The organism is Roseofilum sp. (assembly GCF_982964205.1).
The window spans coordinates 1-12,913 of sequence record NZ_CEZBFX010000130.1 but is presented as its reverse complement, the minus strand read 5'-3'; the positions used below and the strand labels follow the sequence as shown (position 1 = coordinate 12,913).

The window sequence follows — 12,913 nt, the reverse complement described above, 5'->3', positions numbered from 1 at the left end:
CTGCAAGACTCATGGTAATCGGTGAAGGAGCAATTAACCATTTAAAAATTAATAGTTAAAAATTAATAGCAGTGCAGATAATCATTGACGATCGGATTGCCAATAAAGAGCGGTAAAGATTTGAACCAGAAACGGAAGAATGATGAAGGAGCGCAGGAGCAAATCTTAAAACTATCTCGATCGGGAATTTTGACCAGTGGTTTGTGTACAGTCTAATCGAAAGTGCGGAGATTGCGATCGCCGTTTAGCAGAGAACCGAACTGAGATGCTTAATTATATTCGCTAGCCTAAGAGTAAGCCCCATTGAAAACGCAGTAACCCAAGGGTTCTTTTATTCCTCCATGAGGGTTATGCCATTTTCTAGAATTCTCTTGATGTTTAAGCCGGTTCCTAAGTTTAGGAATCGGTTTTTTCTTGCTCTCCGTTAGAAAGTTCGGAGACTTACCTCAACCAATGGAGAAAAACCGAACCTGACAGTTTGCGCCAGTTTGTTAGATTGAATTCATCAAACCCAAGTAACTTGTTTAGGAGATTAACAGTATGCCTTTAGTTCGTTGGGAACCTTTCCGAGAAATCGATACCTTACAACGCCAAATGAATCGCTTGTTTGATGATTTAGTGCCCAAAGAAGTCCCCTCTAATCCAGGGAATTTCTTGCCGGCGGCTGAATTTCATGAAACCCCTGAAGCATTTGAAATTAAATTAGAAGTTCCGGGAATGAAACCGGACGATCTCGATATTCAAGTAACGGCTGAAGCGGTTTCTATTTCTGGCGAACGGCGCAGCGAAAGAACCACTGAAGAGAAAGGTGTAACTCGCTCTGCGTTTCGCTATGGTCAGTTTCAACGAGTGATTCCTTTACCGAACCGCATTCAAAATAATAATGTGGAAGCGGAATATAAGGATGGAATTTTGCACTTGACTTTACCGAAGGTTGAAGAAGAACAACATAAGGTCGTTAAAGTGAAAGTGGGTTAAGGTAATTTGGGCTAGGCAAGGGGCTGGAAATCCCTTGCCTCAAACCATAACTTAACCGTCCTAACTTAACGAGTTCACTGCTATATCACTAAGATTTAGGGGCGGGTTCACGAGATCTTTGGTTTTCCTTACCCGATCTGAGTGAACTCGTCCCTTGAGGAAATTAACTTTTCAAAACGTCGATAATCTTCTCGTGCAACACGCCATTACTGACAACAACGCCCCGATTATTCATCATTTTCTGCCCATCAGCAAAATTGAGGGGTTGTCCATGCATATCGGTAACTTTACCTCCGGCTTCTTCTACGACGATTGCACCAGCCGCATGATCCCAAATATTTTCGCGATAATCGGGATATTTGGGAGAGGGTAAGCGCAGGTAGAGGGCAGCTTTTCCAGATGCAACAATACCATATTTGGCTTGGGAGTCCACACGCACGGATGGAGTAGTAATACCGACGGCTTGAGCCATGGCATTTTGCCGAGATTGGTCCCCGTGAGCGGCTTCTACGCTTTCGACAAAGCGCATGTTTTCTCGATCATCAGGACTCACTACATGGATCGTTTGTAATTCTCCCCCTGCTAAGGGCCTCATTTGTGCCCCTTCTCCACGCACGGCAATGTAGAGCATACCGGGTTCTGAGCCTTCGACGGGCATGGCGGGACAGGCTAAAACCCCGACCTTGATATCCCCATCTTCAATGAGCGCTAGAGCCACAGCATACTGATCTTGACGTAAAAAACCTTTTGTACCGTCAATAGGGTCTAGTGTCCAATATCGGGGGGATACGGAGCCATTTCCGCGGTCGATCCAGTCGGTTACTTGGTCGGCGGTGGCATCGGGGATGATGTTTTGCACATAACCGAGCATTTTGTTGAGGGTATCGGCCATTTCCGGTTTGCGTAGCTCGGTTGCATCTTCTTCCCCGACGATGGGATCGTTGGGAAAGGTTTCTCTGAGGGCTTTGCAAATAATAGCCTGAGAGCCGTAATCTGCGACGGTTACGGGACTTTTATCGTGTTTTTCGATCGCCTCTGGAATGTCTTGGCGTACCTGCTGACAGAGTTTGGCGGCTAAGATGGCCGCTTCCATGGCTACCTGTTTTTCGCGATCGTAGGACATAGTTGCCTTAAATAAGTTGTCATTTCTTGAACATATCGTCTCTATCTTCGCAAGAGCTATGGACTTCTGTCACTATATCCTAGCTGTATGCAGCTTATTATTTCTCCTGAGTATAACCTGATTTCTGGGGAGTAGAGTGTGATAAAATATCAGCACAAGAGGGATAAATTAAGGAAAATTATTGATGCAAATTACGATCGACTTACCGCCAGATCTCGAACAAGACCTCATCCGTCAAGCGGAGCAATCTAATATTCCCCTATCCACATTGATTCTGCAAGTATTACGCCACAGGATACCAACGCCACCGATTCTAACTTGTCAATGGCCAGAGGCAATCTTATCTTATCAAGGAGTCCCTGATTTTCCCGCAGAATTTCAAAATCTAGATCATCATAATCATGGATAACCACATCTCGTAGTCCAGCCATTTCTCGCCAAGGAATTATTGGATATTTTTGACGAAACTCAGTAGATAGTCGTTTGGTTGCTTCTCCAATAATAATGATTCTATATAAAATAGCTGCCTGGTTTTGATCGTCTTGTTGAAAGTCTTCTGGTGTGGTATCTTGAACATACCTGAGAATTTGCTCAGTAGCTGTAAGAATATCGATTAATGCTTGTTTATTCTTGGACATAGATAGCCTCTGCCGAATTGAGGATATTCTGGCGACGGAGCATATTCGGACTATTGATAATACTTTTTCGCGCGATCAGATCGACAGGGCGATGAAAAAGAGTAGAGAGTTGTTCTCGCATTTGGATAAATTCTAAACCCCAAGAGTGATTGGATTTAAAGGTGACTAAAATATCTACGTCACTATCAGCATTAAAGTCATCCCGGAGAATGGAACCAAATAATGCCAGTTCGATGATAGACCAACGTTGGCAAAACTCTGTCAGGTGTTCCGGGGTAGTTCCTAGGCGCTCATAAATTGGGCTATAATGCTCTGCATTGCTGGCGCGGCTCATTTGGGTAGTCATATGGGACAGTCGTTATATAACTCATTAGGGGTCGAGAGAGATGTTACCATCTCCCCCTCCCATTCAAAACCGGATATGAGACTGCCAGTCCTACGTTTCAAGGATTTCCTTCCACTTTTGGACTGAACGAATCGCACATTTAGGTTTACTATAGTAGAAACCTGGTTTCTGGGTTGGAGAGGAGGCAGAGGAAGATTATGGTATGAGTTTAGTGATTTCAGAAGAAATTGTTAAAGCCAGTGGACTATCGGAAGCAGAACTTCTGCAAGAACTGATTTTAGTCTTATTTCAGCAGGATAAAATTAGTTTAGGTAAAGCAGCAGAACTCCTAGATTTATCCCAGATAGGTTTCCAAAAGTTGATCGCTGAACGCGGAATTAATATCCATTATGACGTGCAAGAATGGCAAGCAGATATTCAATATTTGAGATCTAAGGGATGGTTATAAGGGGATGATTGTTGTCAGTGATACGTCATCCTTAAATGGATTGGCCATTATTGGCTATCTTTCCTTGCTCCAACAGCTTTACGGACAAGTCTTTATTCCTCCAGCAGTAGCTGCTGAACTAGAGCGAGGTAGCCAGGAAGATACACGCATTGCAATTGCGTTATCCCTAGATTGGATCGAGATTTATCAACCCAGTAATCAACCCCTGATTGAAGAGCTGCAAAATCAGTATCATTTAGACTTAGGAGAGTCGGAAGCGATCGCTTTAGCTTTAGAATTGAACGTAGACGAGCTATTAATTGATGAACGTCTCGGACGTAGGGAAGCTTTACGTTTAGGTTTATCAATTACCGGGTTATTAGGAATTTTGCTGGTATCAAAGCATCGGGGATGGGTATCAGAAATTCGACCCATTATCGATCGCCTGATTAACGAAGCAAATTTTCGCATCAGCGAGGCTTTATATCAAGAAGTTCTAGGGACTGCGGGGGAAAAGGGGATATAGCCTCCCCAAACTCTGTTACAATCTGTAAAGAAACTGTTAAGGATATTTAGGACGTTCGATGCGTGTTGCCATTGTTGGGGCAGGTTTAGCTGGCTTATCTACTGCCGTTGAATTGGTTGATGCTGGTCATCAGGTGGAAATATTTGAATCCCGCGCCTTTGTGGGTGGAAAGGTTGGCAGTTGGGTGGATGCGGACGGCAATCATGTTGAAATGGGATTGCATGTGTTTTTCGGCTGCTATTACAATTTGTTTGCTTTGATGCGGAAGGTGGGTGCGTTTGAGAATCTGCGTTTAAAGGAACATACCCATACGTTCATCAACCAGGGGGGAATGATGGGAGCGTTGGATTTCCGGTTTCCGGTGGGTGCGCCGTTTAATGGTTTGAAGGCTTTTTTCACTACATCCCAACTTTCGGTTCAGGATAAGGCGATGAATGCGATCGCCTTAGCAACCAGTCCTATTGTACGCGGTTTGGTAGATTTTGATGGGGCGATGAGGACAATTCGCAACCTAGATTCTATCAGTTTTGCCGATTGGTTTCGCAAACAGGGCGGCTCGAATGGTTCCCTGAAGCGGATGTGGAACCCCATTGCCTATGCTTTAGGATTTATCGATACAGAAAATATTTCGGCTCGCTGTATGCTCACTATCTTCCAATTTTTCGCGGCAAAAACGGAAGCTTCAGTGCTAAGAATGTTGGAAGGTTCGCCCCATGAATATCTACATAAACCGATTTTGAACTATTTAGAAGAACGGGGGACAAAAATCTATACCCGTCGCCGGGTGAGAGACATTCAATTCACAGAAAGTAACGGTAAAACTGAAGTCACTGGCTTAGTGGTTGCCGATGGAGAAGGGGAAGAAACGATTACGGCTGATGCCTATGTTTGTGCCTGTGATGTACCGGGAATTCAAAAGCTTTTGCCCTCAGATTGGCGTAAGTGGCCGGAGTTCGATAATATCTATAAGTTGGATACGGTTCCAGTCGCTACGGTGCAATTGCGCTTTGATGGTTGGGTGACGGAATTGAATGATGAACAGCAACGCAAGCAATTAGAAAAAGCGGCTGGAATTGATAATTTATTGTATACGGCGGATGCTGATTTTTCCTGTTTTGCTGATTTAGCTCTAGCAAGTCCCGGAGATTATTATCGGGAAGGACAAGGCTCACTGTTACAGTTGGTGTTAACACCTGGCGATCCGTTTATTCGGGAAAGTAATGAGGCGATCGCCAATCATGTCCTCAAACAAGTGCAAGATCTCTTCCCCTCTTCCCGCAATCTGAAGATGACCTGGTATTCTGTGGTTAAACTGGCCCAATCTTTGTATCGGGAAGCGCCGGGAATGGACCCCTATCGTCCAGCGCAGAAAACTCCGATTCCAAACTTTTTCCTGGCTGGAAGTTATACCCAGCAAGATTATATCGATAGCATGGAAGGTGCAACCCTTTCAGGAAGACAAGCGGCTCAGGCTATTTTGGCTTAAGGTAGTTTATCTCACTTTACCCTGATAATCTGCGATACAGAGCTTTGCGCTCTCCATGGGGGAATGGTAGATTCAACCTATGGTTGAATCTACTGAGTGAGCTATTTTGGCTATCTTTAAAATCTGCCATTCGATGTATCGCATATCAGGGGAAATTACTGTATCAATGTCTCCATTTTTTCAGTTCTCCGTATCTCCATGTCTCCCTACTCCCGACTCCTCCTTCCTACTCTCCATCAATATCCGGAGATAGAGCAAAATTTACGAATAAGGAAGGGAGATTATTCAGTTAATTCCCCATTTGCCGATCGGATGGGTTGGGTTAAACCAGTAAACGGAGACAGCAAACCATGACCAATAGCCCTAAATCTTTAAGTGTTGAAGCCTGTGCCATTTTGGGAATTTCCCCGAAAGAGTTGCGATCGCTCCTGAGTCAAATCGAAGCTCAACTCCACCATTCTGAGGTCTATCGTCGCACTCTGAAAAGTCTCCAAGATCAATTCGGAGAAGGAGTTGATGGTCTACAAATGTTGATTAAAGCCATGGGACGAGAAGCAATTCAGATCTCGTTGCAACACTTTATTTGTCAATATCAACACCAGTCTTGTGAACCGGTACGTCCTTCAGCAGCGATCTCTCCTGTAACTAGCCCGAAGAGTAGCGCTCAACTGAGTCCAACCCGTGGGGTAAGTCATCAAAAGACCAGTTCTGTTGATTCAGGTATAGTTCCATCAGTCAAAGCCCCTGTATCTCGCCCCCAGAAACTCTCTAAAGCACAGTTAGCACAACAAAAGATACAACAAGAGCGGGAAGCTGGTTGGAAACAAATTGGCGAGCAACTGCAACAAGCGCGTTTAGGGCGCGCTCTCTCCCTCGATCAGCTCCATGCCTTAACCCGTATCCCTATCCATGAACTTAAAGCACTAGAAGCCGGTGATTTCGAGCATCTACCTGAAGAAATTTACCTGCATGGTTTTGTCCGTCGCCTCAGTATTGTCCTTGGTTTAGACAGTCAACGCCTCCTTTCGAGTCTCCCAGAACCCGATCTGACCCATTCCGTAGTTCCGTCTTGGTCTTCTCTTTATACCCAAAAAAGCAAGGGATTTTACTTACAACCTGCTCATCTATATTTAGGGTATACCGCATTAATGGCTGGTGCTGTTGGAGGACTCGCTTGGTTATACGGTGATGCACCCTCTGGTGCAGCCCAGGAACAACCTCCTGAAGCCCCACAACTCTCTGTTCCTGAATCTGAGAAAAAGTCTTATACTGCTGACTCCCTATCTAACTCCGATATTCCCTCACCTGAAGTGGTCAGCGATCCACAAGGATAAGGAATAGGGAACTAGACAACCAATTTCCTTAAAATGGCAGTGGCAATGGCTTCTGGAGGTAAAACCTGATGCGTGGCACCGAGGGCGATCGCCTCTTTGGGCATCCCAAACACCACACAACTGGCTTCATTTTGGGCTAAAGTGAAGCCTCCAGCCTGAAAAATAGACAACAGACCATCGGCTCCATCCCGTCCCATTCCGGTCAGTAACACGCCAATACTACGATTTCTATAATATTGAGCTACTGAATTAAAGGTTACTGTAATTGAGGGACAATGCCCTCCACCTCCGACGGTGCGACTGTAAACAAAACAGCCCATCCGATCGAAGATCAGATGGGAACGTTCTGGGGAAAAATAGATGTGGCCAGGTTGGGGGCGATCGCCTGCTCGGGCAATGCTCACGGGAAGAGAACAGCGATTGGAGAGCCAGTCAATAAACCCTTGTAAAAAACCTTCACTAATATGTTGCACACAAATCACTGGAACAGGGAGATTTGCCGGAAATTGGCTTAAAATTTGCTCTAATACTTGCGGGCCACCGGTTGAAGCGCCTAGGGCAATGAGTCCCAGATGGGTCGTTCTAAACTGCCGTTTAGGACGGGAAAACCGAGAGGGAGGAGTAGAAACGACTACAGATTGGGTTGGGGTGACAGGGACAAAAGCATTCACCGGTTGTGGAGAGCGTTTACGGTTCGTAAATACAGACACTCCTGCTAAGATTTTCACCTTATTAATTAAAGCTTGTTGAATGCGATCGGAGTCTACCCCTAGTCCCCCTTCCGGTTTAGGAAAAACATCTACTGCTCCTGCTTCTAAAACTTTAAATACTTGATGGGTATCCTGTTCGCGCACTGAAGAACTAATGACTAAAATCGGTTTGGGGCGAGTAGACATGATTTCTTCGGTTAAGGTTAACCCATCCATTTCTGGCATGTGTAAGTCCGTACAAATGACTTGGGGATCAACTTTAGGAATAAGGGCGATCGCCTCTTTTCCAGTACGAGCTGTACCTACTACCTCGATATCTGGAGAGGCGTTGAGCATCCGCTTAAGGATGGTCAGGGCAATGGGAGAATCTTCAACAATAATGACTCGAATCGGCATTCAAAGTTACTCCAACAGGGGGAATTTAGGGAAACTTTGTAGAGGAGATGGAGAGTAGGCAGTGGAGAGTAGGGAATAGGGCAAAAGTAGTTCAGTTTCAAGATAGATTTCCCAGTGTCCTCACTTTACCGTTACTCTGCTATATTAACTCCGAATAATACTGCTCAATATGGGTAAACTCCTGTTTTTCTCCACAAAACTGATCGTAAAGGGCACGATGGCGGGATAGTCCGTATTCATCGCTGCGAGTTTCGTATTCTTTGACCCAATCGACCAAAACTTGAAGCATGGCTTGTTGTTCTTGGGGAGAAGCAAATTTTTCCGGTTCCCAAGGCCGTTGGTAACAGCGATCAATACAGGTTGCTATGCCTGGATTGAGAAAGCGCAATTCAGTACAGTAGGGTAAGGCGGCTTCGATAATATCAGCATAGCAACCTTCAATTACCCATTGTTGATTATCCTGGATAAACGAGAGCAATAGGGTAATACTTTCATTGAGGGGTTTTCGTTCTGGCCCCGGATTCCAGGCAATTTCATCCAGGGATAGGCGGGGAATGGGGCGATCGCTAATTAAGCGACGGGCCATGGTGCTTTTTCCTGCACCAGCATTACCAAGAAGGATCATTCTCATTCTTCAATTTGCCAGAGTTCTTTGGTAAAGTCCTCGTCTAGAATACGATGGGGGCGCATGATTAAGACCAATTGTGCTAACAGGGGTTGATCGGGTTCCGTTTCCCACCATTGAAGTTCTAATTGACCGTCGATGTCTACTAGAAAATAGCGATCGCTATCCCATTGTCGCTCCTGGCGATCCACTAACATTAAAACCGGTTCTGAATTCTCGGATAGTGATCCAGGGAGTTCATCACTGTGAGCTAAGAGAGCAATCGGATCGCCCATTGCTCGGATCATCGACCATCCGGGAACTGCGACAAAGGCCGATGCTCCTTGACTACGAACCACTCCAAATGGGTCAAGGGCTTCAATCAAGGGTACGGCTTTCCAATCCTCTAGGGTGAGGGGAAATTGACCAACGACAGGAATCACCCGGGGCGATTCGTCAGCCGATTCTAGTCGATATACGGGTAATCTGGGGGCACTTTTTTGGGGAACGACGGTAAAATCTGTGAGCAGATGTTCCAGATGTTGGCGAGCAGTATTACTCTGGGCGTAACGCAGACCTTTCGCAATTAGGCGCGATCGCTCTTGAATGTCTTTGTGTTGGCGGGCGCTTTTCCAGCACTGATGGGCCATAATATCTCCGGGATGCTGCGAAAAACCTTCAGCGGACGAACTACTGCGGGAGAAGTCTTTGATTGCTTTGGCCAGTTCATGGGCTTGATCGGCATCCAGGTTATGATCCAGGCTAAATTCAGCAGCCGCTACCCGTTGGGGTTGGGTAAGGATGCGGAATTCGTAGAGAAGATCTGAGCCTTTTTGGTTAAAGTGCGATCTCACTGGTTCTTTAATTTCAGCTTTGGTTAAGCTGGTGTAGACTTGGGCTGCAACCATCACCTGATTTTGTTGTACGGGTTCAAATCCAGTTTCTTCAAAAATGCGATCGGGTGCATATCCTGCCTTTTGCAATTGGCTACAGGCCTGTCCCCACTCAACCCATGTACCTTGTTTTCGGCGCAGTTGCAGCAGCAAGGCATCTGCATCAATGGGTTCTACATTGGGAGGTGAATAGGGGGAATAACTCATAGCCGTGATTCTTCACTCAACGATCTTTTGATTACTTTATCCCTTTCTGGGGGGCGATCGGCCTAGAGCAGAAATTTTTTGGGGTTTAGCTCTTGACAACTAACCTCTGATCAAGGCAAGATAGTAAATGGACTTTAGGGGCTATAGCTCAGTTGGTAGAGCACCTCAATGGCATTGAGGGGGTCACCGGTTCGAGTCCGGTTAGCTCCATCCCAGTTATATCAAGGCTTTCAGCGATTTCGGGAATTGCTTTGAAAATACTCCTGTACCAATTTTGTACCACTTTTGGGGGTGCTTTTGGTGGCTTCTTTTCGCTCAAATCCTTTCTGGGCGCTGGTTTCGGCTTGAGATTTTTGTACCAATTCTGTACCACTTTTGGCGGATTTTTGCCCTTTTTCCCTGACTCTATGGCTATAGAGTTAGTAATTTATATTTGAATACTTTGTGTTTTAGTAATGGTTGATTATTCCTCTTTCGATTACTTTGACATCATTAGTTATGGTGTTCGTGATGGTTCTGTATTTGTTGTTCGTGGTTGTATGAGGATTGTTGGTAATCAACCAAAAAATGTGGTTGATATTGCCTCTTTTTCCTCTTTTTCTGAAGCTCAGGTGTTTCTTGCTCAAATTAAAATTGATTCCATTAAATCTCAATTTGATTTCTGCTATTGTTAATTTTCTCTTGATTTCCTCTCTTGATATTGCCGTTCATCTTCTCTTGTTACACTTCGGAATTTAGGATTAATAAATGGCTTCTCTAATTGCTACTTTTGGTGTACTTCTTTTCAGCTTATTCATCCTTTATTTACACGATCGATATATTGGTATGATGGTCGCGAAATTTGTTTTTCAATTTATTTTATCAATTACTTTCTTAGTCATTCTCTGGTTAATACTTTATTTCCTTGCGCTCAAATTTTTTCCTAATATGTAGTTTTGAAATTTAGGTTAATCTAATGTTCAGTGAATGTGATTGCAAAACAATTCAATGGCTAGCTATTGTAGGAATAGGATTAATGTTTTTTTGGAATGGATATATTGTTTCGACACGGCAATATTTAAAAGAATCCTCAATCAATTCAGATAAATTATTCTGGATATTAATATTCAATACAATTGCTGGCGCTTTGTATCTATTTATTCTTGATATAATGACAGCTAATAATTTTTTCTAATGCTTATTTGATTAAAGTCATCCAACGAGATAGTATTGACTTTAGAAGCACCAGATACATCTTCTCTTCCAACAATTACTTCCAACTGAAGGGTTGTGAAACCAAGACCCTGCAATACCTTGAGTGTCCTTCCGTTTCTTCTGAAGGCTTGTGGAAGCCAGTCCTTCAAAGAAAGTTACTGTTGCTCGTTCTGCTCTAATCGGTTCCATCTTATTGCTGGCTGCTACACCTAGGGATAATCGCGGTCACTTTCACAAAGGGGAAGAGAGCGATCGGACTGAATAAATGCCATCTCTTGTTCAATTAATTCAATTTGGTAGGGGGGGAGAGAAGTAAGTTCAATTCCAGTGCCGTTACACCAAGGGCAAGTTGCATACTCACCACCATCAGCAGATTGCAAAATTAAAAATTGACCAGAGCCATCACACGCACCGCATTCAGACATTAGAAAGCCCTCCTTTCTCAGTTTTATTCTTTAGGTTAAACTTACTTCTGGCTTGATTTGTAGCCGCTATAGCGCTGTGCGCTAGGGAATGGGTAATATCGTTATTGCTGATTTGAGGCTATCTTATTGCTGGCCACTACAACTATGTTATCATTTTGTAATCACATATGTTATCGTGTTGATATCAAAGTGATAATTAGAGTGATAACAATGAGTGGAAACCCTTTCCTATCTGGACGCATTCCTCAAGACCTACATGATCGCCTCACTGAACACTGCAATTCTTGTGGCATGACTCGCACTGAGTTGATGATTGCAGCTTTAAGGAGTTATCTAGATTGCCCTGAGCCTATTAAGTCAGGTGAGGTAAAAGTGGAAAGAGTTGAGAGACTAGAGACAGAAATTGAGTCTCTTTGGGAGGAAATTGAGAAACTTAAGAGTCCAAAGAAAGAAATAGAGGGAATTGAGGTTAAACAATTATCAATTAGCGATAACATGCTTAATAACACTAATGATAACAAATTAATTCCAGAAGAAAGTCAGGAAATGGAGAACAGTGATAACATTACTGATAATTGTGATAAATTCCCCAAATATCTACTGAATGAATCTGCTATGGCTGAAATAATGCCACATGCAACTAGGAATTCTTTAAGGTATAGAAGAAAAGACCAAACACCTAGTCATGAAATGAAAACTAACTTCAAAACACTAGTTCATGATGAGTGGTGCACTATTTGGTATTGGGGCACAGAACCTAGAGGAAAGAAAATAACTCATATGTGGGCCGCTCATCCCATAAAAAAATGATAACTGTGTGATAACAATATGATTACAAATTGAATTTACGCTTAGTCAGTTTGATTACTGTAAGTCTTTCCAGTAGCGCACTTCAGAGGGATAACTCTATCTGCTACGCATCAGAGTTATCCCTCATAATTTCATTAAGTATTGTGATTATATTAACTCTTCAGGTATACCTCGTTTATCATAAGCTTATACCTTTATTCTTAAAGAATGATGAAAAAATCAAATTTCGGCGCAACTGCTAATCGCTTGCGCGAGCTTGCGAGCGCAGCGGAGCGATCGCCAAATCTCATTTCCGACTCCCCTACTGATAGAGAGTCTAATAAGCAGAGTAATCAATCTTCAATTGATAGCTCTTCTTCTGTAAGGCTTGATTGGCTTACGTTGCAGTCGCAAATGTCTCTGGATGATTTTGAACGATTCGTTACATTTCTTCAAATCTGTCTCCAGGATGAATTTTTGGACTATCCCGATGCTGGGGGGCGAGTTGGGACTCTCTACGGTTCCCATATTCTCAGTGTTGGCCGATCGACTTATATTGCTTATTCCCTAGTTCAGGATGAGGAGTTCGATGAACAGAGGGTTCGGTTCGCCATTCAGTTCAAGGGGCGATCGCTGTCGGTTTTTCCTGATTTAGCTTCCCAGTTGTTGTTTTTGGGCCAGCTTTTTCCCTTTGGCGATTTCAACTGTTCCCGGTTGGACATTGCCCTTGATGATTGGGCTTATGGTGCGGGTGACCAGCAAGTTTCCCCCCGGTTTTTCTATGCCAAGTCTCCTCAGAATCTGGTTGGTTTTAGGAAATTTGCTTTGATTGATAGT

General features: G+C 43.9%; 15 protein-coding genes, 1 tRNA gene and 1 pseudogene. 10 read left to right on the top strand and 7 right to left on the bottom strand.

Features of this window, described 5'->3' with window-relative positions:
* The first annotated feature begins 540 nt into the window (after positions 1 to 540).
* A complete protein-coding gene (locus AC3A14_RS21505) occupies positions 541 to 978 on the top strand; it encodes an Hsp20/alpha crystallin family protein (protein WP_318698914.1) in 438 nt (145 codons plus the stop codon).
* A gap of 163 nt (positions 979 to 1,141) precedes the next feature.
* Here the strand turns inward: AC3A14_RS21505 and AC3A14_RS21500 are convergent, their stop codons facing one another.
* Positions 1,142 to 2,101, bottom strand: coding sequence for a 3'(2'),5'-bisphosphate nucleotidase (locus AC3A14_RS21500; RefSeq protein WP_318735598.1), 960 nt, complete (start codon positions 2,099 to 2,101; stop codon positions 1,142 to 1,144).
* Between the two features lie 184 nt (positions 2,102 to 2,285).
* Between AC3A14_RS21500 and AC3A14_RS21495 the strand changes: the two genes are divergently transcribed.
* Entirely contained in the window at positions 2,286 to 2,510 is a 225-nt protein-coding gene (locus AC3A14_RS21495) for a hypothetical protein (protein ID WP_413039261.1), read from the top strand.
* Positions 2,511 to 2,526: 16 nt separating this feature from the next.
* On the opposite strand, the pseudogene AC3A14_RS21490 reads toward AC3A14_RS21495, so the two are convergent.
* Positions 2,527 to 2,739: pseudogene (locus tag AC3A14_RS21490) on the bottom strand (HepT-like ribonuclease domain-containing protein); the annotation flags it as partial.
* Positions 2,726 to 3,085: a nucleotidyltransferase family protein gene (locus AC3A14_RS21485; protein ID WP_318735603.1), complete on the bottom strand. Its 360-nt coding sequence runs from the start codon at positions 3,083 to 3,085 to the stop codon at positions 2,726 to 2,728. The gene AC3A14_RS21485 and the pseudogene AC3A14_RS21490, both read right to left, overlap by 14 nt.
* A gap of 202 nt (positions 3,086 to 3,287) precedes the next feature.
* On the opposite strand from AC3A14_RS21485, the gene AC3A14_RS21480 reads away from it, so the two are divergent.
* The 4 genes from AC3A14_RS21480 to AC3A14_RS21465 all read left to right on the top strand — a co-directional run bounded on the left by AC3A14_RS21480 (position 3,288) and on the right by AC3A14_RS21465 (position 6,858).
* A complete protein-coding gene (locus AC3A14_RS21480; RefSeq protein ID WP_318735606.1) occupies positions 3,288 to 3,533 on the top strand; it encodes a UPF0175 family protein in 246 nt (81 codons plus the stop codon).
* A gap of 4 nt (positions 3,534 to 3,537) precedes the next feature.
* The gene (locus AC3A14_RS21475; protein WP_318735608.1) at positions 3,538 to 4,038 is read left to right on the top strand and encodes a PIN domain-containing protein; all 501 of its coding nucleotides are present in this window, start codon (positions 3,538 to 3,540) and stop codon (positions 4,036 to 4,038) included.
* 58 nt (positions 4,039 to 4,096) lie between these two features.
* Positions 4,097 to 5,524, top strand: a complete 1,428-nt coding sequence (gene zds, locus AC3A14_RS21470; RefSeq protein WP_318735611.1) for a 9,9'-di-cis-zeta-carotene desaturase — start codon at positions 4,097 to 4,099, stop codon at positions 5,522 to 5,524.
* A 350-nt stretch (positions 5,525 to 5,874) separates the two neighbouring features.
* Positions 5,875 to 6,858, top strand: a complete 984-nt coding sequence (locus AC3A14_RS21465; RefSeq protein WP_318735615.1) for a helix-turn-helix domain-containing protein — start codon at positions 5,875 to 5,877, stop codon at positions 6,856 to 6,858.
* Positions 6,859 to 6,869: 11 nt separating this feature from the next.
* Here the strand turns inward: AC3A14_RS21465 and cheB are convergent, their stop codons facing one another.
* The 3 genes from cheB to AC3A14_RS21450 all read right to left on the bottom strand — a co-directional run bounded on the left by cheB (position 6,870) and on the right by AC3A14_RS21450 (position 9,668).
* Positions 6,870 to 7,964 carry a chemotaxis-specific protein-glutamate methyltransferase CheB gene (gene cheB, locus AC3A14_RS21460; protein ID WP_318735618.1) on the bottom strand — a complete coding sequence of 365 codons (1,095 nt, stop codon included), beginning with the start codon at positions 7,962 to 7,964 and terminating at the stop codon, positions 6,870 to 6,872.
* A gap of 139 nt (positions 7,965 to 8,103) precedes the next feature.
* A complete protein-coding gene (locus AC3A14_RS21455; RefSeq protein ID WP_318735620.1) occupies positions 8,104 to 8,595 on the bottom strand; it encodes a P-loop NTPase family protein in 492 nt (163 codons plus the stop codon).
* Positions 8,592 to 9,668 (bottom strand): RuBisCO accumulation factor 1, encoded by a 1,077-nt coding sequence (locus AC3A14_RS21450; RefSeq protein WP_318735621.1) that lies wholly within the window; start codon positions 9,666 to 9,668, stop codon positions 8,592 to 8,594. The genes AC3A14_RS21455 and AC3A14_RS21450 overlap by 4 nt, the downstream gene beginning before the upstream one ends.
* Before the next feature lie 137 nt (positions 9,669 to 9,805).
* Here AC3A14_RS21450 and AC3A14_RS21445 point away from each other — a divergent pair.
* Together AC3A14_RS21445 and AC3A14_RS21440 are read left to right on the top strand one after the other, a co-directional pair.
* Positions 9,806 to 9,878, top strand: a tRNA-Ala gene (locus AC3A14_RS21445).
* A gap of 245 nt (positions 9,879 to 10,123) precedes the next feature.
* Positions 10,124 to 10,342 (top strand): hypothetical protein, encoded by a 219-nt coding sequence (locus AC3A14_RS21440; RefSeq protein ID WP_318735623.1) that lies wholly within the window; start codon positions 10,124 to 10,126, stop codon positions 10,340 to 10,342.
* A 729-nt stretch (positions 10,343 to 11,071) separates the two neighbouring features.
* Here AC3A14_RS21440 and AC3A14_RS21435 read toward each other — a convergent pair.
* Positions 11,072 to 11,287, bottom strand: coding sequence for a hypothetical protein (locus AC3A14_RS21435; protein WP_318735625.1), 216 nt, complete (start codon positions 11,285 to 11,287; stop codon positions 11,072 to 11,074).
* Positions 11,288 to 11,578: 291 nt separating this feature from the next.
* Here AC3A14_RS21435 and AC3A14_RS21430 point away from each other — a divergent pair, with 291 nt between their 5' ends.
* Together AC3A14_RS21430 and AC3A14_RS21425 are read left to right on the top strand one after the other, a co-directional pair.
* On the top strand, positions 11,579 to 12,097 hold the full coding sequence (locus AC3A14_RS21430; RefSeq protein ID WP_487779153.1) for a hypothetical protein: 519 nt from the start codon (positions 11,579 to 11,581) through the stop codon (positions 12,095 to 12,097).
* Between the two features lie 207 nt (positions 12,098 to 12,304).
* The coding region (locus AC3A14_RS21425) for a hypothetical protein (RefSeq protein WP_487779152.1) at positions 12,305 to 12,913 on the top strand (609 nt) is incomplete at its 3' end.